The sequence below is a fragment of the Brevibacillus sp. HB2.2 genome (assembly GCF_013284275.1).
Taxonomy (GTDB): Bacteria; Bacillota; Bacilli; order Brevibacillales; family Brevibacillaceae; genus Brevibacillus; species Brevibacillus brevis_D.
The window spans coordinates 1-22,601 of record NZ_JABSUV010000027.1; the positions used below are offsets into that span (position 1 = coordinate 1).

21 protein-coding genes are annotated in these 22,601 nt (G+C 48.6%); 9 read left to right on the plus strand and 12 right to left on the minus strand.

The features are described from left to right. Window positions 1–160 precede the first annotated feature (160 nt). The 4 genes from HP401_RS30740 (at window position 161) to HP401_RS30755 (ending at window position 3,610) form a co-directional block, all read left to right on the plus strand. Window positions 161–835 (plus strand): response regulator transcription factor, encoded by a 675-nt coding sequence (locus HP401_RS30740; RefSeq protein WP_173606177.1) that lies wholly within the window; start codon window positions 161–163, stop codon window positions 833–835. Next, a complete protein-coding gene (locus tag HP401_RS30745) occupies window positions 832–2,127 on the plus strand; it encodes a sensor histidine kinase (protein ID WP_173606178.1) in 1,296 nt (431 codons plus the stop codon). The genes HP401_RS30740 and HP401_RS30745 overlap by 4 nt, the downstream gene beginning before the upstream one ends. Before the next feature lie 140 nt (window positions 2,128–2,267). After that, a complete protein-coding gene (locus HP401_RS30750; protein ID WP_142498562.1) occupies window positions 2,268–2,555 on the plus strand; it encodes a HesB/YadR/YfhF family protein in 288 nt (95 codons plus the stop codon). Between the two features lie 143 nt (window positions 2,556–2,698). Then, window positions 2,699–3,610: a hypothetical protein gene (locus HP401_RS30755; RefSeq protein WP_173606179.1), complete on the plus strand. Its 912-nt coding sequence runs from the start codon at window positions 2,699–2,701 to the stop codon at window positions 3,608–3,610. A gap of 79 nt (window positions 3,611–3,689) precedes the next feature. On the opposite strand, the gene menC is transcribed toward HP401_RS30755, so the two are convergent. The 4 genes from menC to HP401_RS30775 form a co-directional block, all read right to left on the minus strand. Beyond that, window positions 3,690–4,838, minus strand: coding sequence for an o-succinylbenzoate synthase (gene menC, locus HP401_RS30760; RefSeq protein ID WP_173606180.1), 1,149 nt, complete (start codon window positions 4,836–4,838; stop codon window positions 3,690–3,692). Between the two features lie 20 nt (window positions 4,839–4,858). Further along, the gene (locus HP401_RS30765; RefSeq protein WP_087345789.1) at window positions 4,859–5,998 is read right to left on the minus strand and encodes a M20 peptidase aminoacylase family protein; all 1,140 of its coding nucleotides are present in this window, start codon (window positions 5,996–5,998) and stop codon (window positions 4,859–4,861) included. 95 nt (window positions 5,999–6,093) lie between these two features. Beyond that, window positions 6,094–7,503, minus strand: coding sequence for a YfcC family protein (locus HP401_RS30770; RefSeq protein ID WP_173606181.1), 1,410 nt, complete (start codon window positions 7,501–7,503; stop codon window positions 6,094–6,096). 178 nt (window positions 7,504–7,681) lie between these two features. Then, window positions 7,682–9,706 (minus strand): sigma-54 interaction domain-containing protein, encoded by a 2,025-nt coding sequence (locus HP401_RS30775; protein ID WP_173606182.1) that lies wholly within the window; start codon window positions 9,704–9,706, stop codon window positions 7,682–7,684. Between the two features lie 195 nt (window positions 9,707–9,901). On the opposite strand from HP401_RS30775, the gene HP401_RS30780 reads away from it, so the two are divergent. Then, entirely contained in the window at window positions 9,902–10,573 is a 672-nt protein-coding gene (locus HP401_RS30780; protein WP_173606183.1) for a LytTR family DNA-binding domain-containing protein, read from the plus strand. 142 nt (window positions 10,574–10,715) lie between these two features. Beyond that, complete coding sequence (scpC, locus tag HP401_RS30785; protein ID WP_173606230.1) at window positions 10,716–12,227, plus strand: succinyl-CoA:acetate CoA-transferase ScpC; 1,512 nt, start codon at window positions 10,716–10,718, stop codon at window positions 12,225–12,227. A gap of 83 nt (window positions 12,228–12,310) precedes the next feature. Here scpC and HP401_RS30790 read toward each other — a convergent pair whose 3' ends face one another. After that, window positions 12,311–13,477 carry an MFS transporter gene (locus tag HP401_RS30790; RefSeq protein WP_173606184.1) on the minus strand — a complete coding sequence of 389 codons (1,167 nt, stop codon included), beginning with the start codon at window positions 13,475–13,477 and terminating at the stop codon, window positions 12,311–12,313. A 157-nt stretch (window positions 13,478–13,634) separates the two neighbouring features. On the opposite strand from HP401_RS30790, the gene HP401_RS30795 reads away from it, so the two are divergent. Further along, window positions 13,635–14,075 carry an Lrp/AsnC family transcriptional regulator gene (locus HP401_RS30795; RefSeq protein ID WP_012684114.1) on the plus strand — a complete coding sequence of 147 codons (441 nt, stop codon included), beginning with the start codon at window positions 13,635–13,637 and terminating at the stop codon, window positions 14,073–14,075. Window positions 14,076–14,151: 76 nt separating this feature from the next. Here HP401_RS30795 and HP401_RS30800 read toward each other — a convergent pair whose 3' ends face one another. From HP401_RS30800 to HP401_RS30825, 6 genes are all read right to left on the minus strand, one after another. Then, window positions 14,152–15,183, minus strand: a complete 1,032-nt coding sequence (locus HP401_RS30800) for a cytochrome d ubiquinol oxidase subunit II (protein ID WP_173606185.1) — start codon at window positions 15,181–15,183, stop codon at window positions 14,152–14,154. Next, window positions 15,180–16,514, minus strand: a complete 1,335-nt coding sequence (locus tag HP401_RS30805) for a cytochrome ubiquinol oxidase subunit I (RefSeq protein ID WP_202890543.1) — start codon at window positions 16,512–16,514, stop codon at window positions 15,180–15,182. The genes HP401_RS30800 and HP401_RS30805 overlap by 4 nt, the downstream gene beginning before the upstream one ends. A gap of 163 nt (window positions 16,515–16,677) precedes the next feature. After that, on the minus strand, window positions 16,678–17,451 hold the full coding sequence (locus HP401_RS30810; protein ID WP_173606186.1) for a pirin family protein: 774 nt from the start codon (window positions 17,449–17,451) through the stop codon (window positions 16,678–16,680). 54 nt (window positions 17,452–17,505) lie between these two features. Then, window positions 17,506–17,892 (minus strand): DoxX family protein, encoded by a 387-nt coding sequence (locus HP401_RS30815; protein ID WP_173606187.1) that lies wholly within the window; start codon window positions 17,890–17,892, stop codon window positions 17,506–17,508. 75 nt (window positions 17,893–17,967) lie between these two features. Beyond that, window positions 17,968–18,594, minus strand: a complete 627-nt coding sequence (locus tag HP401_RS30820) for an FMN-dependent NADH-azoreductase (RefSeq protein WP_173606188.1) — start codon at window positions 18,592–18,594, stop codon at window positions 17,968–17,970. A gap of 140 nt (window positions 18,595–18,734) precedes the next feature. Next, entirely contained in the window at window positions 18,735–19,181 is a 447-nt protein-coding gene (locus HP401_RS30825) for a MarR family winged helix-turn-helix transcriptional regulator (RefSeq protein ID WP_012684120.1), read from the minus strand. A 192-nt stretch (window positions 19,182–19,373) separates the two neighbouring features. On the opposite strand from HP401_RS30825, the gene HP401_RS30830 reads away from it, so the two are divergent. Both HP401_RS30830 and HP401_RS30835 read left to right on the plus strand, forming a co-directional pair. Continuing rightward, on the plus strand, window positions 19,374–20,474 hold the full coding sequence (locus HP401_RS30830) for a carbohydrate kinase (RefSeq protein ID WP_064203385.1): 1,101 nt from the start codon (window positions 19,374–19,376) through the stop codon (window positions 20,472–20,474). 3 nt (window positions 20,475–20,477) lie between these two features. Then, entirely contained in the window at window positions 20,478–21,404 is a 927-nt protein-coding gene (locus tag HP401_RS30835) for a pseudouridine-5'-phosphate glycosidase (RefSeq protein ID WP_012684122.1), read from the plus strand. 76 nt (window positions 21,405–21,480) lie between these two features. On the opposite strand, the gene HP401_RS30840 is transcribed toward HP401_RS30835, so the two are convergent. Next, window positions 21,481–22,392 carry a VanZ family protein gene (locus HP401_RS30840; RefSeq protein ID WP_254457123.1) on the minus strand — a complete coding sequence of 304 codons (912 nt, stop codon included), beginning with the start codon at window positions 22,390–22,392 and terminating at the stop codon, window positions 21,481–21,483. Between the last annotated feature and the right edge of the window lie 209 nt (window positions 22,393–22,601).

The following is a 22,601-nucleotide window of genomic DNA, read 5'->3' on the forward strand; positions in this document are numbered from 1 at the left end:
ATTTCCGCCAGTACCTACAAATCTGATTCAAAAAAATACGTGCTCTAATAAAAGGAGCGTGTGCACAGCCAAGATCGGCGAGTGTGGTCATTATTGTGATTCCAGTCGATTATGCTATGCTGAATGTCATACAGCTTTTTCAAATGAAAGAGGGATCAATATGCTTATTCTTGCAGTGGAGGATGAAAAAGCGCTGCTTCAGACAATTGCAGGAGTCCTGGCCGATGAAGGATATCAGGTGGATATGGCAGACCGCGGAGATGACGGCTTGTTATTGGCGGAACGCGGCATCTACGATTTGCTAGTCCTAGACATTATGATGCCAGGAATGGATGGTCTTTCACTGGTGAGAACGTTGCGTACAAAAGGGATAATGACGCCGGTTTTATTTTTAACGGCAAAAGATAGCGTAGAGTCGAGAGTCGAGGGATTGGATGCCGGAGCAGACGATTATTTGGTCAAGCCTTTTGCGGCCGAAGAACTGACGGCGAGAGTGAGAGCCCTTTTGCGTCGGCAAGGGAAACAGAACACAGAAGGCGAGCTGACGTACGGTTCTCTGTCGCTGAAGATAAATGAATATGACGGGTTTGTTGATGATGAGCCGATGAAGTTAACCACGAAGGAGTACGAGCTACTTAAGTACTTCCTGCAAAATCGGGAGCAAATATTGACGCGCCAACAAATTTTTGACCGCGTATGGGGAATTGATTCAGAAGCGAATTACGGAGTGGTCGATTTGTATGTCCACTACCTGCGTAAAAAGCTGGGTGCTTACGAAGGTTTCATCCGAACGATCCGCAATGTGGGCTACATTTTGAAAAAGGAAAACAAATGATGTTTCGAAAAACGAGGGTTCGGCTCGTAACGTTGAACGTAGTAGTGGTGCTTCTCTTGTTGAACGGGCTGGGTAGCGCAGTCTACTACACGATGAAGTACCGTCTCTATTCACAGGTGGACCGAGAAATGACCAAAGTCAGCCAAAGGCTGGCAGTTGATGCTTTGCCTCGACTCCATCGTATTGAAGACGACCCTTTTCCATACAACCGTCAGGAGAGGAAAAAGTTTAACGATCTAGATCGCCGATATGTTTTGCTCGTCTGGGATAGCTTTGGTCGTGTCATCGGGACGGCATTTAGTGATAGGCTGGAGCCAGAGGAGTATGCAAAATTCCAGCATAACGGAAAAGCAGACGGAATCGAAACAAAAACAGTGAATGGACAAATCTACCGCGTGCAGACAGTTACTGTTCCGAAAAAGGTCGTTGTAGGCAATCGGATACAGACCGCGTACCAGTTTCAACTGGTTTACAATCTGGCGCCTGAGCAAAACGTGCTGGACAGCTTGCTATACGTTGTCATGATCGGCGACATTATCAGTATTGTCATTGCGATTGTGGCTGGGTGGTTTTTGGCGAGAAGGGCACTGATTCCGATCCAAGTCTCGTGGGAAAAACAGCAGCAGTTTATTGCCGATGCTTCTCATGAGTTGAGGACGCCGCTCACGGCCATCATGGTCAATCTAGAAAGGCTTTTCAAACACCCGGATCATACGATTGAGCAGGAAAGTGAAAAAATCATGATTGGGATGCAGGAGGCCAAGCGCTTGAGCAGGCTCGTCTCGGATTTGCTCACACTGGCTCGCAGTGATTCTAACGAATTGCAGATCATGAATCAGGCGCTGTGCTTAGACGAGGTAGCGATCAAATGCACCCAGGTTTTTGCACAGCTTGCCATCGCACGGGAAATTCGCCTCGAAACAGACATCCAGCAACCCATTGAGATGATGGGGGACCAAGAACGTCTGCATCAGCTTATGGTTATCTTGCTGGACAATGCCTTGAAGTACACGAACGAAGATGGCCGGATTTATGTCTCTTGCAAAAAGGAAGGCGGCCGCGTTTCGATTCTCGTAAAAGACAGTGGGATCGGGATTTCCAAGGAGGATATTCCGTATTTGTTTGATCGCTTCTTTCGGGTGGATAAAATGCGCTCTCGTGCGACAGAAGGAACAGGCTTGGGGCTTTCCATTGCCAAATGGATCGTGGATGCTCACCACGGAAAAATTCAGGTCAGCAGTGAGGTAGGTATCGGAACCAGTTTTTTGGTTACACTTCCAATAAAGCCGTAAACAGATGGAAAGAACCGTGTTCCCAGAGTAGGGAATCGGTTCTTTTTTCAAATAGTGGAGCAATTCCATTTAACATACATTTATGTTTCTAATATCTCTAAATTGAGGTAAACTATAGGCAGAGAGGAGTGGTTGTACTCATGAACATGACGATCACTAAAGCAGCGGTAGCATGGTTTCGGGAAGAATGGGGATGCAAAGAAGGAGACAGCATTCGTTTTTTTGTCCGGTACGGAGGCGTTAGTACGGTCCAGGATTCATTCTCGATGGGGATTGCCAAAGAGTTGCCGAATGAAATCGGCATTTCGGCAGTAGAGGATGGCATCACATTTTATATGGAAAAAGATGAGCTGTGGTATATGAATGGAAAAGGGCTGATTGTCGATTATCGCCCAGAGACAGACGAAGTAGAATTTAAGCTGGATTAAGTAAGGAAAATGATAGCGAGTAGATGAAGGGCTCGGGATATCCGGGGCCTTTTTTCATGTGTGCAAAAACTAAAATATCATACTTTACAAACAAAAATGTATGTTATATTATGGGTGCATAAATGGAAAAAGGAGGAAGTTATATGCGATTACTTGATTCTTACTTGGAGCTTGGCATTACGGGAATGGCACGTGCAGCTGTAGCGGGATGGTTCGACGGTCATTATGGGGCAGCGTTATTGGCAGGGTACTTCATGGATCGTGAGCACGATCTCCCTGAACATGTAAAAGAGGGTATTGAGCGGACATGCGAATCCTTCCGCAAGCAAAAACCTGAATGGTTTGTTCCACTAGATCAAGACGAGAAAGCTGACCCCTCCTTGTTACAGCACGTTATCAATGGCCTCCAGCAAAATGTGAAGCAGCTTCGGACATCAGGCCATGGACTAGCACTAGGTGTGTTGGCATTAAAAGCACTGCGCGAACGCCCTGATATGATCACTCCGACTGTGGTGGGTGGCCTAGTCAGGATTCTCCAAGCGACGACAGAAGACAGGAAAGACCGTTATTGGGGCATCGAGAATTACCATGGCATGACGATTGATGATGTCAAAGACGACGAAGTTGCACCTTACCATACAACTGCAGAGATGGCAGAGCGGGCGTTTGCTGAGCTACATTTGGTTATACCGCCGCGTGATATTAACGGGGTACGCTATCATTTGGCAAGCGAGGTCGTTCATAACATCACACAGGCTCATGCGTTAACAGATCTAGAGCGATTCGGTTATGAGGATATTGTGAAGCCTGGTATCGTAAACCATCGTCTTCAAATCTATTTGAATCGCCATGTTCCTCCGTTCACTTTAGAGGATGAGGTGAAGGAGCCAGCTTTCGAGGAAATTTTTTCACCTCTATACTGGGAAAGGCTCTACAGCGATCCTCATGCATTGAAGCTTCCGTATGCTGCGTTGGATCTCTTAAAGCGGTTCCCGCCGGAGAAGCGAGCTCTTGCCGAGCATAATTTGTGCAAGCTTTTGACGATTACGGATTAATAAACTCTCACAAATAAAAAGAACAGGGAGGCCAATGGGCACTCTCTGTTCTTTTTCGCTTCGAATCGATAAATGTGGTCTACCAGGTCGGAATGACTGTCGTAGTAGACTCCTGATTTGCATAGTAGCTTTTATGCTCGATCAGGGCATTGCGAATGGCAGACTCATTGATGTCAAAACCGATCCCTGGCGTTGTCGGTACAGCCAGCAAGCCAGGTGCTGCAAAATCGATAACGGGTGTCACGATATCTTCCGCAAAGTAGCGATGCGAAGGGGATGTATCGCCGGCAATCGTGAAGTTGCTAAGCGAGGCCATCGCGATATTATGCGCCCGTCCAATTCCTGCCTCCAGCATTCCTCCGCACCATACAGGTACGCCTCGTTTCTCACACAGGTCATGAATCTTCTTGGCATCTGTCAGACCGCCTACGCGACCGATTTTGATGTTGATAATCCGGCAACTGCCGAGCTCGAGAGCTTTGCGGGCATCTTCTACTGTATGGATACTTTCATCGAGGCAGATCGGCGTTTTCAGTTCTCTTTGCAAGGTCGCATGGTCGATGATGTCATCATGAGCCAATGGCTGTTCAATCATGATCAAACCGAAGCCGTCCAAAGCCTTCAGCATCTCCATGTCTGCCAGCGTATACGCAGAGTTTGCGTCCGCCATCAGTGGAACATCTGGTCCAAATGTGTTGCGGATCGCACGCATTGGCTCGACATCAAAGCCCGGTTTGATTTTCACTTTGATCTTTTTGTAGCCGTCACGGATGAAGCCTTCTACGCGTTGCAGCAGTTTTTCGATGGTCGGCTCGATTCCGATACTCACACCGACGTCGATCGTCGTCCGAGTTCCGCCCAATGCTTGGGAGAGGGAGAGACCGTTCATTTTGGCGTACAAATCCCAGACGGCACCTTCTAAAGCGGCTTTGGCCATGTGGTTGCGGCGCATCCAAGAGAAGAGGCGGGATACATCATCAGGATGCTCGATCTCCCGTGAAAACAGCTGCGGGATCAAATACTTTTCGAGCATGTACCAGACCGTATCGACATCTTCCTCGTTGTAAACAGGGACGTCCATCGCGACACTTTCACCGAAGCCGACATGGGCACCGCTGTGCGCACGCACCAGAATGCATTCCTTGTGGGTTTCGACTCCCATGCTCGTCTCAAAAGGGGAATTCAACGGAATTTTGATTCGTTGCAGGTCCACGCGTTCGATTTTCATATTCATCTCTCCTCAACCGTTCATTTGGATTGTCGCTCAAACGTATTCAATACCGTTCTTGCCAAAATCTCGATGCCGTCTAGCAGCGCTTCTTTTTCAAAAGTCATCTGCGGGTGATGAAGTCCTGGTGTCAGGCCACAGCCTAAACCAAGCATGGTCGCACGAAGCTGTGGACGTTCCTTGGTGTAGTAGTGGAAGTCTTCCGCGCCCGGTGTCTGAATCGGCGGTTCGAGCTTTTCTGCCCCCAAGGTTTGGGTAATGGCATCCGCCATGATCAGTCTCGCTTCTTCGTTCACTTCCGCCGCATAGACGCGTTCAGTGATCTCGTAAGACAGCTCAACTTCATATAGACGGGAAACGTGCTGCAAAATGTGCTCGACACGGGCGAATAGGGCGTGAATGACTTCATTCGTCTGTGCGCGTAAGTCCAAGTGGAACTGCGCCGAGCCCGGAATGATATTGCTGCTTTTGCTGCCGGCGGAAAGCTGCGTCATTTTGACGGAATAAGGGACGAGCGGATCGAGATGAATGCCTTTTAACTGCTCGACAATCGCAGCGGCTACCTCGATAGCGTTGACTCCGAGGTGAGGCCGTGCGCCATGAGCATCGGCACCCTTGATGTGCCCGAATACTGTACCTGCCGCTCCGTGCAGGATGGCAGAAGCAGCGGTGCCGCGCGGGATTTCCTGAATGGGACGAAGGTGGACACCGTACAGAAAATCAATATCGTCCACTACCTGCTTGTTCACCATCGCAAGTGCGCCATTTCCGCTTTCTTCTGCTGGTTGGAAAATGAGCTTTAGGCGCCCAGGGAGCTGGACGTCCATTGCTTGCAGAACCATGAGGACGCCTAATGCCATGGTCATATGCGCATCGTGTCCGCAGGAATGATTCGCGGTAAAGACGCCGTTTACTTCTTGCCAAAGGGCGTCCATGTCTGCTCGTACGCCTACAGTCAATTTTCCTGGCGTCAGATCGCCCCATTCGCCAACCACTCCCGTCACGTCATCAAAGGTAGTGACGTGGCAATGGTGTTTTTTCAAGAAGTCAGCAATGAATGAGGTGGTTTGGACTTCCTCCCAGCTTATCTCTGGATGCTGGTGTAAATGCTCGTATAGAGAAAAAATGGCGGGCTGCAATTGTTTGATCGTTGTGCGCATGGTTCCTCCATCGGTTTGTTCGTGAGTAGTCGATAAGTGAAGCGCAGGCTACGCCAATCTACTTGACGCAGCCAGTTTAATGAATAGCTCATTTGTTACGAAACGCCGATTGTCACTGCTACAATGAGCGCGATTGAGGCGATCACGGCCCAACCTGCTAGCAGCTTCCAAATGAATTTGACCCATTTCTCATACGGAATGCCTGCAACAGCCAGATAGCCCATCAACGCAGAAGAAGTCGGGATAATGGAGTTGGTTACCGCATCACCGTATTGGAAGGCAAGAACCGCAATCTGACGTTGGATGCCGAGCAAGTCCGCAATCGGCACCATGATCGGCATTGTTGTCGCTGCCTGTCCACTACCGGAAGAAATGAAGAGATTGAGAAAGGCTTGAATAACAAACATAGCCAGGACGTTTACGGCATCTGGCAAATGACCAATCGCCGAAGTCAGACTGTTAATCATCGTATCGATAATTTTTCCGTCTTCCAAGACGACCGTAATTGCGCGGGCAAAACCGACGATCAGCGCTCCAAACGTAACGGCTCTCGCACCAGCGACGAAGGAATCAAACAGCGTATTGACCGACAAACCTCCGACGAGACCAGCAACAAGGCCCATGATCAGGAAGGAAGCGGTAAGCTCGGTCAGGAACCATTCGTACTTGAATACACCGTATACGTTGAAGGCGAGGCCACAGACCATTACCAGGAAAACGAGCTTGTGACGTGCATTCAGATCGGGAATGTCTACTGTTGCCTGTTCTTGACTTGCGTGATTCTCCACGCCATAAAGCACACTCTTGGTCGGGTCTGCTTTGACACGATACGCATAGCGCATGACGTACCAGATGGCAAAAGCGAGCACGAAGACATACACAACAGCACGGAAGGTAAGACCAGAGAAGAGCGGCAATTGCGCGAGGGACTGCGCCACCCCAACTGTAAATGGATTGATCATTCCGCCCATGAAGCCAGCTGCCGCCCCCATAGTGATCATGGCTGTACCTGTTACGGCATCAAAGCCCATTGCACGAGCAAGCGCGATACCGATTGGAACGAAAATGATACTTTCTTCTGCCATTCCCATGGTGAAGCCACCGATGGAGAAAAGGAACATGGAAGCAGGAATGAGCAGCTTTTCCCGACCTTCCAAGTGTCGGACACCTTTATTGATCCCGGCTTCAATCGCTCCGGTCTGGCGGATGATTCCGAATACACCGCTTACAATAAAGATGTAGAAAATGATTTGCGCACCTTTTTGCATCCCTTCTGGAATCGCTTTGAACATGTCAAAGAACGAGACCGGATCACTTTCTACAGGATGGTAGCTACCGTTGACGACGATGGTTTTGCCTGAGGCAGCGTCCTTGACGCGATCGAACTCACCAGCCGGAAGCACGTAGGAAGCCAAGGCTGCCAAAATGATGATGATAAAGAGGATGGCATAGGTATGCGGCACAGAAAAACGTTTCTTTGCAGGTTTCAATGGATGTGTAGACATGAGGTCACCTCGCTTTTTTTGCTTATGACAAGCAAGGGTCGTGCCAAGTGTCGAAATTTCCCGAATATAAGGGTTTTTAGTGTATTTTCAACGGCAAGGGAAGGGAAGAAAATGAGCTTTAGGAATGTTTATTAGGTTTTATGCAGCCTAATACATCCTATTATTCAATAGGCGGATGCTAAATCCGCCCGTGTTTTCGCAACAATTCGATACCCGCAGGGGTGATGGAGGTTCCTTGTCGGGTTGTGCCTGAACGCACCAAACCTTGCTGCTCTAACAGCTTCAGCTTATGCCGCAGTGCGCTCTCCGTCCAGCCTACCGATTGTAGCTCAGGGGAGTGCGCCAATTGATAACGCCCGATTGGTTTGTTGGATACGTAATAATGATGCAAGCAATACAAAATATCCAGATCACGATTGTCGTCCAATTGGGGGATAGAAGCCGTCTGCTGCTTTTTGAAAAGGCTATCCGTCAATCGTTTGGGGAGATCCTGAATGCCGATGACAGGATGCTCGCTTACTGTAATGGCATAGTCGACGACATTTTTCAGTTCGCGAATGTTCCCCCGCCAGTCATGGCGATTGAATAGCTCCATGACTTCTGGCGACCATGTTTTGCGAATACCTTGCTGCTCCAGATGCTCCTCGATGAGAAGGGGAATATCGCTGATTCGCTCACGCAAAGCGGGAATCTGGATCGGCAGGACAGCCAAACGATAGAACAGGTCCTCGCGAAAGCTTCCTTGGGAAACAGCGTCTTCCAAATCGCGATTGGTAGCAGCGATGATGCGGCAATCCACAGAAAGAATTCCCGTACCGCCCACGCGGATGACCTGCTTTTCTTGCAGCACGCGAAGCAGCTTGACCTGAATGGCCCCAGAGATGTCCCCCACCTCATCGAGAAAAATCGTCCCGCCATCCGCTTGCTCAAACAGGCCGGGCTTTCCGCCTTTTCGTGCTCCTGTAAAGGCACCGTCTTCGTAGCCAAACAACTCGCTCTCCAGCAGGTTTTCCGGTAAGGAGGCACAGTTGATTGCGACAAAGGGGCCGTTTTTGCGTAGCGAGTGCTGATGAATGGCATGGGCGAACAGCTCTTTTCCCGTTCCGTTTTCGCCTGTCAGCAGGATCGTTTGATTGTTTTTTGCCATCTTTTTGCCGAGCTCGATGGCTTGGAGCAGTGGTTGGCTTTGTCCTTTGATATCGGAAAAGGAGTAGGTGGCTGTATGGCCGCGCAACGTAAGCGTGGTTCGCAAGCGTTGGATTTCAGTCACGTCTTTTAGCGTACAAACGAAGCCTAAATGCTCATGCTTGCGGCGGATGCTTTGACTGCTGACGATAAATTGTTTGTGATCAATGGTTACGAGGGCGTCCTCCTGATCTTCCTGCTCAAAAAAGGGCTTCAGCAAGCTGTGCTCCTTCAATACCGTGTACGGTTGTCCAACAATGGTAGATGCATGTGGACAAAACAGCTCAACGGCGACGTCGTTTATAAACGTGATCAGACCTTGTTCATTGCAAGCGATCACGGGGTCTTTGACTGCCTGAAAGGTAGATTGCAGCTGGCTGTTAAGCTTCTGTACTTCTGCGTAGGAGGTGCCGAGCATTTTCGCGAGCTCAGACATTTCTACAATGAAGGCAGACAAGTACTCGCGCTCCCATTCACTGGGCACCCCTACCTTGCGACCGGTATCAATCAGGTCATGAATGCTGATTTTGCGAAAACCGAGATCGATCACCTCCACATGAGGAGGAAGAGGTACGTCAGGAACGCTCATAATGATGGCGTATTGAAATTCGAGATCATCAAATGTACATCCAGGGTGAAAGGGAACGTAATTCAAATGATCGACGTTCGCCTCTAATAGATTTTGGATGACCTCCTGTGCGGAAACTGGCGAATTGTTCATAACAGGGACGGTCGTCCCCGGAGGGATCTGCATCAGGGCTTTCATTTTGTGCAACTCGAAAAAACGGTTTAAAACCGTGATGGGTACGGAGTCAGCAACAGCTTGACGGGCAACTGTGTACAGCTCCGGGGATTTGGTTGTGATAAAGACATGATCGACTCCGCTCAAATCGGGAATGTGCTCATGGCTGGCATAACCGACGACTTTACAATACGGCTCGAAATAAGCCCGCAGTTCTTTTAACAAAAATTCGAGAGTGTCCGTTCCTTTTGCAATCAAGACAATGGTGTGGTCCATGCTGCACCGCCTTTGCTTAAACAATCGTGAATGTTTTGTAATCTCATGATAGCACAATGCCTGACTGTAATCGGATGGATTCGCTTGTATAGAGAGGAAAGACAAGGATTGATTTGGTGGTAGGGAAATGTGTTTTAATAGAAGATAGGAGATAGAAGATAGGGAAAAGCAATAACACGAGCAGGAGGAATCAGCATGGAGGACAGATTGGTTCCAGAGGTGCTGCAAATGATTGGGGAAGTCGTGCCAGACGGGGTATCGATTGCAATCTCGGACGGCTCACAATACTTGTACTATCAACCGAGTTCGAATATTGATCTGAAAATTACGCCAGGGGATCTCGTTCCCATTGGCTCGGCTACACATCAAGCCCTCTTGGAAATGGGGAAGGTAGGGCATCAGGTGGAGAGTCGTATTTTTGGTGTGCCGTACTACGGACTCTCGCTTCCACTAGTGCGAAATGGTCAGGTCGTGGGCTGTATTACCGCCATCTATCCACCTCAAAGCGTTCCGCTGACAAATCCGGAGGCGCGTCTATCGTTTTTGGTCGGAAAAGGGGAGGCTGGCTGGCTGCCTATTCCGTTAACAGAGATCGTCTATATTAGCTCTCATGATGGAAAAACGCTTCTGCACACGGTTAGTGGATCATATGCGAACAAATACAACATGGCTGAACTGGAGTACATGCTCCCGCAAGAGCGATTTGTGCGTTGTCATCGTTCCTATTTCGTCAATATGGAATCGATCGGCTTTATTCACCCGCATTTTCATTCGACGTTTTTATTGGAAATGAAGGATAAGCAAAAGACGAGAGTTCCTGTGAGCCAGTCGTACGCCAGCTCGTTTCGGCAATTGCTCGGCTTCTGAAATATCTGACAAATGAGAACGGTTCGCTGTCGTTTTTTCTTGATAGCCGCGTAAATATTCTGTTTTGCTGAAAATCGAGTGCTCGCTCAGAATCCATGTGCTAGTGTAAAAGGCAACAAAGATGGCATGGGAGGTCACAATGATGTGGGAACGCTTACGCGATAAACGACTGGCAGATAAAATCGTGACGGCTGAGGTAGCAGCAGGATGGATTGAGGATGGCATGACGATCGGGTTAAGTGGTTTCACGCGTGCTGGTGATGCCAAGGTCGTGCCGCTCGCATTGGCTGAGCTGGCGAAAAAAGAGAACAAGCCTTTTGGCGTAAACGTATATACAGGAGCTTCACTCGGCTCCGATGTGGATGCCGTGATGGCGGAAGCGGGGATCATCAACAAGCGATTGCCTTTTCAAGCTGATCCGGTTATGCGCAAAAAAATCAACGATGGCAGCATGATGTTCGTTGACCAGCATTTGTCTCATACAGCGGAAGCGATTCGTCAGGGAGCGATAGACGCGGTCGACTACGCGATTGTGGAAGCGGTTGCAATTACAGAAGAGGGCATGATCATTCCGGCTACGTCCGTGGGGAACTCCAATATTTTCGTAGAAAATGCCAAGCATGTCATCATTGAGCTGAATATGGCTCAATCGGTGGAGTTGGAAGGCATCCATGATATTTATACACCCGCAAAAAAAGGAGAGCGTGAACCGATTCCGCTCACGTCCGTGGATCAGCGAATCGGCACAGCAGGGATTCCTGTCGATCCGGATAAAGTAAAAGGGATTGTCCTGACGAATCAGTTGGATTCTCCGTCGACGATTGTGGAGCCGGACGAAGAAACGGCGCAGATTGCGGCTCATCTGATCGAGTTTTTGCGTCAGGAGGTAAAAGAGGGACGCTTGCCGAACAATCTCGCGCCATTGCAATCGGGGATTGGATCGGTAGCGAATGCGGTTTTCAACGGATTTTTGGATTCGGAATTCACGGATCTGACTGTCTTCTCGGAAGTGTTGCAGGATGCGGTGTTTGATTTGCTGGATGCAGGTAAAATTTCGTTTGCCTCTGGCTGTTCGATCACGCTGACAGCTGAAAAAATGAAGCATGTCACCGAGAATTTCGCCCAATACCGGGACAAGCTGCTGTTGCGTCCGCAAGAAATCACGAACCATCCAGAGCTGATTCGCCGCCTCGGTCTGATTGCGATCAATACCGCGATTGAAGCGGATATTTACGGCAACGTCAACTCGACCAATGTATCGGGTACGAGAATGATGAACGGTATCGGCGGTTCTGGTGATTTTGCTCGTAACGCACGTCTGGGTATTTTCGTAACCAAGTCGATTGCCAAAGGTGGAAACATCTCGAGCATCGTTCCGTTTGCCTCCCATGTGGATCATACCGAGCACGATGTAGATATTATCGTCACTGAGCAAGGCTTGGCTGACCTAAGAGGCTTGGCTCCGCGCCAGAGAGCCATCAAAATTATCGAGAACTGTGCGCATCCGATGTACCGCGATCAATTGATGGCGTACTACGAGGAAGCACTCACACGTGGCGGACACACTCCGCACGTACTGGAAAAAGTATTCTCCTGGCACGTACGTTACGCGCAGGAAGGCACCATGTTGGAGAAAAAACCAGCGTTGGTTTAGTCGATGGAATGATGAAAAAAGCAAACCCGCTCGGGCGTTAAGCCTTGGCGGGTTTTTTCGCCTTCCGTGCGATGTTTACGTTTTTACGCTCGCAAGCTTTGCTGCCTTTTTTCCTGAGCAAACGAAGCCCATGCAAAGCCAAAGCCGACGAGGACGAGCAGACCGCCGACCCAGCTGATGTGAACAATACCTGCATGGTCTACGATCGCTCCACCAAGTCCTGCTCCCAGCGCCAGCCCAAGCTGAAAAACCGAGGTGTTCATGCTGAGGGCCACCTGCGAAGAGTGAGGGGACAGCGTGATCAAATAGTACTGCTGGGCTGGAACGGTGGTTTGCACGGCAGCGACCCAGAACATAACCGTGATGATTGCCCACGTGAACAGTTGCGAAGACAGCGGCAGGATCAGCAGGATAGCCGCATGGAGAAGCAAGCTGACATACAGCGTGGGGCGAATCCCCCATTTGTCGGTGGAGACGCCTCCGATCCGCGAGCCAGCCACACTAGCGAGGCCTGCCAAGAAAAGCGTGGTGCTTACCCAAGCAGTCGTCATGGCGGAAGTGCTCTGTAGAAGCGGAGTAATGTAGGTATAGACGGTGGAATACCCTGTGACAAAGAACAAAGAGATACATAGCGCATGAATCACCCGTTTGTTGCGGAGTGCGGCCAACTGTTTGCGTAGCGGGACGGTTTCTTCCCCCTGCTGCTTCGGCAAAAAGGCGAGGATGGCAAAGAAGGGAATCAGTGTTAGGACGGCAATAAGCGCGAAAACAGGACGCCATCCCCAGATGTCTCCCAGCATGGTACCAAGTGGAACCCCAAGCACGAGCGAGAGGCTGAAGCCCATGAGGATGATCGCGATGGAGCTGCCTTTTTTCTCTGGGGAGGCCATGTTAGCAGCTTGCGCGAGAGCTACCACAGTGTAGATGCCTCCGCAAAGCCCTAGCAGAATGCGGGATACCATCAGTAGGGAGAAGCTTGGGCTTATGGATGCGAGCAGGTTTGCCACTATGAAAGAAAACAGTGTCCAAAGGATGAGTTTTTTGCGTTCTACTGCCGCGGTGAGCGCAATCAAGACCGGAGCCCCAAAGGCAAAGGCCAGGGAAAAGGCGGTCACTAACTGACCAGCGAGGGAGAGGGAGACATGGGTGTCATCTGCGATCATGCCGATGATTCCGGTCACGATTGACTCGGCAGTGCCAATCATAAATTCTCCCAAGGCCAGCAATAGGATTAAAAATTTTTTGGGCAAGGTGGTTCACTCCTCGAGCTAACAAAATTGATGTAGTGACATTTTACAAAACGATTTCTATAATTTACATACATAAACAAAGGTGTTTTCGATAAGAGGATTTCTATATACAAGTTATTTGGCAGAAAACACTTATGGATTTGAAAGGATGATCTGCGTGGACCAAATTGATTACAAAATCATGAGCTTGTTGCACGAAAATTCGAGGATACCGTTCGCGGAGCTGGGGAGAATCATCGGGATGACGCAGCCTGCCGTGAAGGAGCGGGTCCGTCGTCTCGAGGAGCAGGGAATCATTACGGGCTACCACGCGTCGATCTCTCAAGAAAAGCTGGGTAAGCACACGACTGCATTTGTCATGTTCCGCACCAAGCAATGTGCGGCGTTCATCGATTTCTGCAAGCAATCGCCGGAAGTGACGGACATGTACCGGATCAGTGGGGAGTATAACTACATGCTGAAAGTGGTAACAAGGTCGACGGAGGAATTGGTTGCCTTCTCGGAACGCACCGGAGATTTCGGCTTCTCCTATACATTGATCGTGCTAACGGCGCCGTTTGAGCAAAAAATGATGCTGGAGGAAGAGAAAATCTTCTGATCGTGCTTTTGACCGAAAAAAAGAGGCTCCGCCGTATCAGGGCGAAGCCTCTTTCCTTTTGCGTTTTGCGAAATTGCTATTTTTGCCGGACGTACTGCTCGTCCCTCATAAACAGACGCCAGAAATAAATAAAACCGGGTACGAGAATCGCAAAGCCAACTAGATAACAAATGAACAGAGCGTGGAACGTATCCGGGTGTGTAAAGCTGGACTCAATCGTCACATTGGGATAGACGATGTAGGGGAGGCGTGCTGCACCATACGCATAGCTGGCGAGCAGGTATTGCGTCGTGGTGACAATGACTGCAATCCGCGGAAGGTGGATGCCGAAATATCGACGATCTTGTGGTACCAAGAGAGCGATATAGCTAATGAAAAAGCAGACCGCCGATGCAATAAGCCACGGCAAATAGTCGAGACTGCGCTCATATAGCCATTTTGCCTCCATTTGCATCGTCATCACGGTAACCAATGCCGCAAGCAACGTAATTGGCCCCAGAAACACCGCATCACGGCGGTAGACAGAGAAGGCTTGCTTTTCACCTGCGACGAAGGAGTAGTCCGCGAGAAGCAGCGACGAGAGGTAGAGTGTGCTGCTGACGGCAAGACCAATAAAAGAATAGACATGCGGGCTAGTCAAAAAGAGTCCCCAATCGAGAGACTCCACACCATTGATCGTTCGAGACAACCCGCCCTGTGTCACAGGGAGCACGCTGATTAACAGAGCTGGTACCAATATCCCGGTAACGCCTGAGACGATGCTGAGCATCTTATCATATCTGTGAATCAGATGAGAAAACACCATGAACGTACTGCGAATCAACATCAATAACACCACGAGACATCCGGGAACAAGCAGCAGGCTTGCCAATGTGTAGGTCGCGCCAGGGAAAAAGGTAACGAGTGCGACTACAATTAACACGATAAAGACATTCACGACCTCCCAGGAGGGCGAGAGGTAGCGATTGGCGATTTGAGTGGCTTTGGTTTTTTCCCGATTCAAATAGATCATTGACCAAAAACCAGCACCGAAGTCGAAGGAGGCCGCGACGGAATAGATAACGACGAAAATCCAGAGCAGCGTAATGGCAATAATCGTGTCAGTCATGCTGTTCCTCCGTCCACTTTCGGCTGTTCTGGCGGATCGAGCTCCAAGGGATGGCGGCCAAAATAGCTACGGAATACGAGTAGGGTGACGATCGCGAAAAATACGTACACCGAGAGGAAAATCCAAAATAGAGTAGAGATGCCTGCTGCTTGGGTAGCGGCGTCTACTGTTTTCATCACACGATACACCACCCATGGCTGGCGTCCAGTGCAGGCAAATATCCAGCCGAATTCGATGCCTAGCAAGGCGAGCGGTCCACTTACGACAAAGACCCAGAGAACCCAACGGGGATACTGAGAGCGCTTTAGGAGCTTCTTCCAAGCGAAGCCGATGAAACCAACGAAGATCAACAAGCTGCCGATGATAACCATCCCGTTAAATAGCGTATGGATGTAGAGTGGAGGCCACAGTTCCTTTGGAAAGTCGTCCAGACCGACCACGACCTCGTCAAAGCGGTTGGCTGCAAGGAAGCTGAGCGCCCATGGAATCTCGATGGCGTATTTGACTTTTTTCGTCTCGGGATCGGTAAAGCCGCCAATCGCGAGTGGGGCATATGCTTGTGTTTCAAATAGTCCTTCCGCAGCGGCCAGCTTTTCCGGCTGGTATTCATGTAAAAGCTGCGCTGATTCGTGACCGTTCAAGGCAGTTAAAAGGGAAAAGGTGCCTCCCACGATTAAACCGGCCAAGAGTGCTTTTTGGTGATACAAATAAACCCGACTCCCTTTTTCGGCGCGAAGCATTTTCCATGCTGCTACTCCAGCGACGATGAATGCCCCCGTCATATAAGCAGAGACAGTTACATGACCTGCCGTTACGAAAAAGCTGGGATTAAAAAAAGCTTTCCAGGGGTCCACGTCGACAATCTGCCCGTCGACCATCCGAAAGCCAGTTGGAGTGCCTTCAAAGGCGTGGACATTCGTAATCAGGATCGCAGAGGCCGTCGCACCAAGCAACACCATGAACAAGCTCAGCAAGCGCATGTTGCGGGATAGGCGGTGAGCCGCGTAGACGTAGATGGACATAAATAAGGCTTCCACAAAGAAAGCGAATATTTCGATCTGAAAAGGCAGCGAGATCACCTTGCCGACAATCGCCATGAACCCAGGCCATAACAGGGAAAGCTGGACCCCAGCAATCGTTCCAGAGGGGATCGCGACACCTAGCAAGATCGCCTGCGCTTTTGTCCAGCGTTTGGCCATAATCTCGTAATCGCGGTCACGCGTCCGCCAAAAGAGGAGCTCCACCAGCAAGATCATGAGCGGGAGACCAACACCCATGGTCGCAAAAATAATGTGAAAGGCCATAGTCGTCCCGAAAATGGCTCTGGTCATCACGATATCTTCCACGTTCAACTTCCTTTCTGATCGGCACCAAAAATTGTTAACGATTTCCTCGTTAATGTCCCATGAGGAGGCGGAGTTTATACGAAAAAGACCGTCACAAAAATGTGACGGCTGGGCTTGATGATAGGATAAGGGCGTTTGGAAGAGTAGATTATTTACGATAGAGTGGATAATCAACCTCAGTTGGTACCTGAATCAACACCAGGCGGAGCGGAGCATCCGTTGATGCTGTGTAGATGGCTGTGCTGCTTTCCTCGGTGGAGAGAACGACAAAGTCACCTTTGGTTGCCGGGGTGTGATTCTCGCTGACAGTTGCTTTCTCTGCAACGCTTCCGTTTCCTTCCACTATGACGACTGCGTGAGCATAACCAGCCGGGAGTTCTTTTGCATACGACTTTCCAGCGGGAATCGTGATATCGCTCATAAAGGAATCCGTGACCAACTGAATGGGCGCAGGTGACCCGATGATGTGCTTCACTTGCACTCCATCAACATCCTCAGACGGAAACTCCTCATGATCATACTGATGGTAAGTCGGCGGTTGCTTCGTCGTTTGTGCCAGATGCGGTTCAAACCAGATTTGAAACATTTCTGTATCCTTGCCGAGCTCTTCTGCATGGTACGCGCCTGAACCGGTTTGCATGATCTGTGCGCCGCCTGTCGACACCTCTTGAAGATTTCCGAGCGTGTCTCGATGTCCGACTGTCCCTGTGAGGACATACGACAAAATTTCAAAGCCGGAGTGAGGGTGCAGCGGAATTTCAAATGTCTTCAGTGATTTTGCCCATGCCCAGTAAAAAAGTGGTCCTACCCGTTTGACAACGGAGCCTTCATGAGGGAAGCCAATTGGTTTGTTCTCTACGATTTCACCGTCGCCAAAATGTCCTTTTGCTTGCTCGTTCTTTGTATAGACGCGGATTTCCATCTGATGTTCCTCCCTTAGTACGATTGCTGGCTTACGGGTTGTGAGGGGTTACCATTAAAACAAGATGTATGCACCTGGACCGATCAACGCCACACCAATAACAACTGCGATTAATGCCAGGTTGTATTCGAATCCGTTTTGTGTGACCCAATATCCATTTTGACCGTGTACCTTCAAGATGGCAACCAGCATTGTGAAAGCAAGCAAAATAGCACTTGGCCAGATACCTACGCCTGCCGCAAACATCAGACCACCAACGAGTTCAGACAATCCAGCGACAAAGGCCATCGCTACTCCAGGTTTCACTCCGATGGACTCCAGCCAGCCGCCTGTTCCTTTCAAACCATGACCACCAAACCAACCAAACAATTTCTGCGTACCATGACCTGCAAACGTCAAACCAATGACCAAACGAATTAACAACAATCCAGTATCCAACACTTTTCATCTCTCCTTAATTACTTTTAATTAGTATATCTTTATTTTGAGATATTTGTCCAAAAAGGCTGGCGGGCCTTAGAAGGATTCCGCCAGTTTTACTGCTTTTTCTACACCAGCTGCAACGAGCTCAGCTGCTTTGTCTTGGAATTGGTTGTGACCTTCTACGATTACTTCGGTTACATTGCTAACGCCCCAGAAGCCGAGGATCGTGCGAACGTATTTGTTTGCCATTTCCATCTGAGCCATAGGCCCTTCGGAATAAACGCCACCGCGTGCACTCAACAGAGCTACTTTTTTGTCGCCCATCAGACCAACTGGACCTTCAGCTGTGTACTTGAATGTTTTGCCTGCTTGGGAGAGGTAATCCATGTATGAGTGCAGAACAGCAGGAACAGTGAAGTTCCACATTGGGAAAGCAAATACGATTTTGTCTGCTGCTGTAAATTGGTTCAGGTATTTGTTAACCAAGTCAGCACGTTTTTGCTCATCAGCAGACAGCTCGATGCCGTTTCCTGCTTTCCACATAGCAGTCAGCATGTCGTTACCGTAATAAGGGAGGTTTTCTGCAAACAGATCCAACTCAACGATTTCGTCATTTGGATGTGTTTCTTTGTATGCTTTCGTGAAAGCTTCGTACAGCTTTACACTTGTAGCCTGCTCAACTGGGCGATCGTTTGCTTTAATAAAAAGTACTTTACTCATGGAAATTTCATTCCCCTTCCGTTTAGTAAGCCACTAACTTTTAATGTGTATATCTTGATTTTAAGATTATTACGTATTGGATCTTTTGTCAACACTTTTTTGAAAGATAGTGTTGGAGAGCGGGGACGGGGACTGCTCGTCTAATAAGTAGCTTGAGCAGTACGTCCCAATTTTTTAAGCAGTTCGATTGCTTGACGCTGTTCTTCTGGTGTGAGACCTTCCATCGCTTTCTCAATTGCGAGTTGATGAGGCGGGAAGATTTCAGACAAAAATTGATGCCCTTTTTCAGTGAGTTCTGCAAAAATGACGCGTCTGTCTGCTGAACAGGGCTTGCGAATGAGCAGTTGCTTCTTTTCGAGTTTGTCCACAACGTATGTGATGTTTCCGCTGGAGATCAATATTTTTTCGCCAATTTGCTGCAATGGTTGAGGACCTTTATGAAATAATACCTCTAGTACGCCGAATTCAGTTGGATTTAGTCCATGCTCGCGAATGTGACGATTGGAGTGAGCGGTAACCCAGTTGTATGACCTTGATAAAACGACAAAAAGATCGAGGGGATCATTTCGCAGTGGTTTGTCAGACATATGGACCCTCCTTTACATCTACATCGAAATTTCGATATCTTTAATTTAAGATAATCCTACATGATCGCATTCCTATTTGTCAAATTTAGAAAAAATAAAATGAAAAACACACTTGTGAAAACAGTTGTCCGCATGATAAACTTTTGTTTGTAAACAAGCTGTGAAAGCGTAACAGAAGAAAGGAGGATGACCGTGGAAAAAGACATGCAGATCCTTCATCATATCCGGCAAAATCCTTTTATCACGCAACAGGAGCTGGCTGATCTGATTGGCATCTCACGTTCAGCGGTAGCTGGCTACATCGCACAGTTGACCAAACGCGGGGAAATCAAAGGACGGGCTTATGTACTTCGTGATGAAGGAATGATTGCTTGTATCGGTGGGGCCAACCTGGACCGCAAAGCACGCGGCAAGCAACAGGTGCGTCTACACTCATCCAATCCCGTAACGATTATGGAATCGTGTGGAGGGGTGGCACGGAATATCGCGGAGAACCTCGGTCGTCTTGGCTGCAATACGTCCCTCATCACCAGCGTTGGCGAGGACAAAGAAGGCGAGTGGCTCTTGCAGGAGACGAAAAAGCACGGGGTGCACATCAGCCAAGTGTGGAGACTGCCTACACAGCGTACGGGAACGTATACGGCGCTTCTCGATATTGACGGCGAGATGGTTGTTTCTTTGGCGAACATGGATATTTACGATGCTCTCACACCGGAGATGTTCGCAGAAAAATGGTCGCACATTGCAGCAGCCCACGTGGTTTTCATCGATACAAACATTCCGGCGGACTGCTTGGCCTACATCATCGAACGTTGCCGGGAGGAAAACATCCTGCTCTTCGTTGACCCGGTCTCTTCCATTAAAGCAAAGAAGCTCCCACAGCAATTGGACGGAGTAGAAGCGATTTTGCCGAATCGCGAGGAAGCCGAGCTGATGGCTGGCATGAAGATCACGACGATCGAAGAATGCGCCGAGGCTTGCCGCAAGATCAGGGAACGAGGCGTCAAGCACGTCATCGTGACCTTGGGAGAAGAAGGCATTTACTATCAATCCGAGGACGTTGAGGAGCATATGCTTCCATATCCAACAGAAGTAGTAGATGTTACAGGTGCGGGAGATGCGTTCGCGTCGGGACTCTTGTATGGCATTGTAAACGGAGAGTCTTTCCAGAGGGCGTGTCGCCTTGGATTGGCAGCATCCGCTCTGACATTGCAAACAGAGCAGTCCGTATCTCCTCTATTAAAAGCAGAACAATTGGAACTGGCCGTAGAACAATTCGAAAAGGAGCGATAAGAGATGAAACAATATTTGACTTTTACAGAGGAAGTACGCCACGCACTGGAGAACAACCTGCCGGTAGTTGCGCTGGAGACAACGATCATTTCGCACGGTATGCCGTATCCGCAAAACATCGAAATGGCAAAAGAAGTAGAGCAAATCATTCGCGACAATGGTGCTGTACCAGCTACGATCGGGATCATGGACGGCAAAATCAAAATCGGTTTGACTGACAGCGAGCTGGAAGAGTTTGCGACGAACAAAAATGTAGCAAAAGTAAGCCGTCGCGACTTCGCTTATATTTTAGCTAGCGGTAAAATCGGTGCGACTACAGTAGCCGCTACCATGATCGCAGCTGAGATGGCTGGTATCCACATGTTTGCAACTGGCGGTATCGGTGGGGTACACCGTGAAGGCGAAATCACTTGGGACGTATCTGCTGACCTGACTGAATTGGCGCAAACAGATGTAGCTGTAGTATGCGCAGGTGCGAAATCGATCCTCGATATCGGCCGCACACTCGAATATTTGGAAACGCAAGGTGTACCTGTTGTGGGCTACCGCACGGATGAATTCCCTTCCTTCTTCGCTCGCAAAAGCGGATTTGGCGTAGACATGCGTATCGATACACCAGAAGAAGTCGGTAAGATGATGAACACCAAATGGGATCTGGGGCTCAAAGGCGGTATGATTATCGCGAATCCAGTACCAGAATCTGATGCACTCAACCACGAGGAAATCGAGGCTGTGATCCAAAAGGCACTGGCAGAAGCAAAAGAAAACAACATTGCAGGGAAACAGGTAACGCCATTCATGCTCGATAAAGTGAAAAAGCTGACAGAAGGCAAGAGCTTGGCAACAAATATCGCGCTGGTGAAACACAATGCTGAAGTAGCTGCGAAAATCGCGGTAGCTTATCAGAAAGAAGCGAATCAAGGTAAATAAGAGAGATTCAAGAACAAAATCGGGAAAGAAAAACGAGCCGCTAGAATCGCTTCTAGGGCTCGTTTTTTTATTTTACTCACTCCCACCAATGCTGCATTCCACGGATTCCAACATCCCACAGCTTAGCGTTTCCGGAAACGATAATGGTAATTTCGTTTACCTCGTTAAAAGGCATCTCCCTTAAAGCATCTGCCCCTTGATAGGATTGTTCGTTTAACTGAGATAGTTCTTGTCCATCTACGATGATTTTGGCTTCACCCTTTGAGCCCCCATTGTCAGGAATGCCGAAATAGAAAGAAAGCCAGACATTTTTTTGGTTCCCCAGAATATAGTGGTACGTTTTAGTTGATTCCCCTTCACTGCTATACACGTTCATTTTCGGCTCTATTCGCTCACCTGCTACGGAGAAGCTCGGGAGATTCTCCGTCATAGGTGTAGTTCCTGTCATTTCTTTCATAACCGTTAATGATTGAACGGGGCCTTCTCTTTTTTGGAGGATTTCAGAGACAACCATGACTCCAAATACAAGTACAACAATAGTTAGAGCCGAAGCCATGAGCTTTTTATAAGAAAGGTTTGAAGAAAACCCAACTCGATAGGCAACATAACCAATCGCTGCACCTATTGTATTGGATATCACATCATTTACATCAAAGCTACCAAGATAGGTTAGGGCCTGAACTGTTTCTAGAACGAAAATCGCTAAGACAAACAAGGATATGAACTTCCCAAATCTTACACGATACAACAGGGGAAATAATATTCCAAAAGGGATAAAAGCAGCAACGTTTCCGAAATCAACAATCCATGAATAAGTTAGTTCTGGAAATGTAAGTGGTACTCCTTCTGGAGCAAGGATAAAGGTGTATCCATCTACACTAGTTGCACCGTCGAGCCTGTTAAACGCAAAGAACATAAAAAATAAAATGAATATCGTATAGCATATGGTCCCAACTAAGATGATTTTCCGTGATTTCGTTTCCATCATTTCAATCTCCTTAAAGCCATTTGTGTCTGAATGATTTTACTCTGAATGAATACGTAAGTCATTGGCTGTTAGTCACTTGAAGCCCATTTAGAAAAAAATTGAAAAAAGCACTTGATATACCCTAAGGGGGTATTGTATAGTAAAGGTGTGATCAGGAAACAACGTTAGGGAAACGATACGATAAAATATACCCCAGAAGGGTATTTGGA

Excerpts from the sequence above, each read along its gene's own strand:
- HP401_RS30805 (WP_202890543.1), bottom strand. The coding sequence starts at position 16,514 with ATGACCAGAGCCATTTTCGGGACGACTATGGCCTTTCACATTATTTTT.
- scpC (WP_173606230.1), top strand. The coding sequence starts at position 10,716 with ATGTGGGAACGCTTACGCGATAAACGACTGGCAGATAAAATCGTGACG.
- HP401_RS30825 (WP_012684120.1), bottom strand. The coding sequence starts at position 19,181 with ATGTCTGACAAACCACTGCGAAATGATCCCCTCGATCTTTTTGTCGTT.
- HP401_RS30780 (WP_173606183.1), top strand. The coding sequence starts at position 9,902 with ATGGAGGACAGATTGGTTCCAGAGGTGCTGCAAATGATTGGGGAAGTC.
- HP401_RS30835 (WP_012684122.1), top strand. The coding sequence starts at position 20,478 with ATGAAACAATATTTGACTTTTACAGAGGAAGTACGCCACGCACTGGAG.
- HP401_RS30810 (WP_173606186.1), bottom strand. The coding sequence starts at position 17,451 with ATGGAAATCCGCGTCTATACAAAGAACGAGCAAGCAAAAGGACATTTT.
- HP401_RS30820 (WP_173606188.1), bottom strand. The coding sequence starts at position 18,594 with ATGAGTAAAGTACTTTTTATTAAAGCAAACGATCGCCCAGTTGAGCAG.
- HP401_RS30750 (WP_142498562.1), top strand. The coding sequence starts at position 2,268 with ATGAACATGACGATCACTAAAGCAGCGGTAGCATGGTTTCGGGAAGAA.
- HP401_RS30765 (WP_087345789.1), bottom strand. The coding sequence starts at position 5,998 with ATGCGCACAACGATCAAACAATTGCAGCCCGCCATTTTTTCTCTATAC.
- HP401_RS30800 (WP_173606185.1), bottom strand. The coding sequence starts at position 15,183 with ATGACTGACACGATTATTGCCATTACGCTGCTCTGGATTTTCGTCGTT.
- HP401_RS30755 (WP_173606179.1), top strand. The coding sequence starts at position 2,699 with ATGCGATTACTTGATTCTTACTTGGAGCTTGGCATTACGGGAATGGCA.
- HP401_RS30745 (WP_173606178.1), top strand. The coding sequence starts at position 832 with ATGATGTTTCGAAAAACGAGGGTTCGGCTCGTAACGTTGAACGTAGTA.
- HP401_RS30840 (WP_254457123.1), bottom strand. The coding sequence starts at position 22,392 with ATGATGGAAACGAAATCACGGAAAATCATCTTAGTTGGGACCATATGC.
- HP401_RS30740 (WP_173606177.1), top strand. The coding sequence starts at position 161 with ATGCTTATTCTTGCAGTGGAGGATGAAAAAGCGCTGCTTCAGACAATT.
- HP401_RS30770 (WP_173606181.1), bottom strand. The coding sequence starts at position 7,503 with ATGTCTACACATCCATTGAAACCTGCAAAGAAACGTTTTTCTGTGCCG.
- menC (WP_173606180.1), bottom strand. The coding sequence starts at position 4,838 with ATGAAAATCGAACGCGTGGACCTGCAACGAATCAAAATTCCGTTGAAT.
- HP401_RS30775 (WP_173606182.1), bottom strand. The coding sequence starts at position 9,706 with ATGGACCACACCATTGTCTTGATTGCAAAAGGAACGGACACTCTCGAA.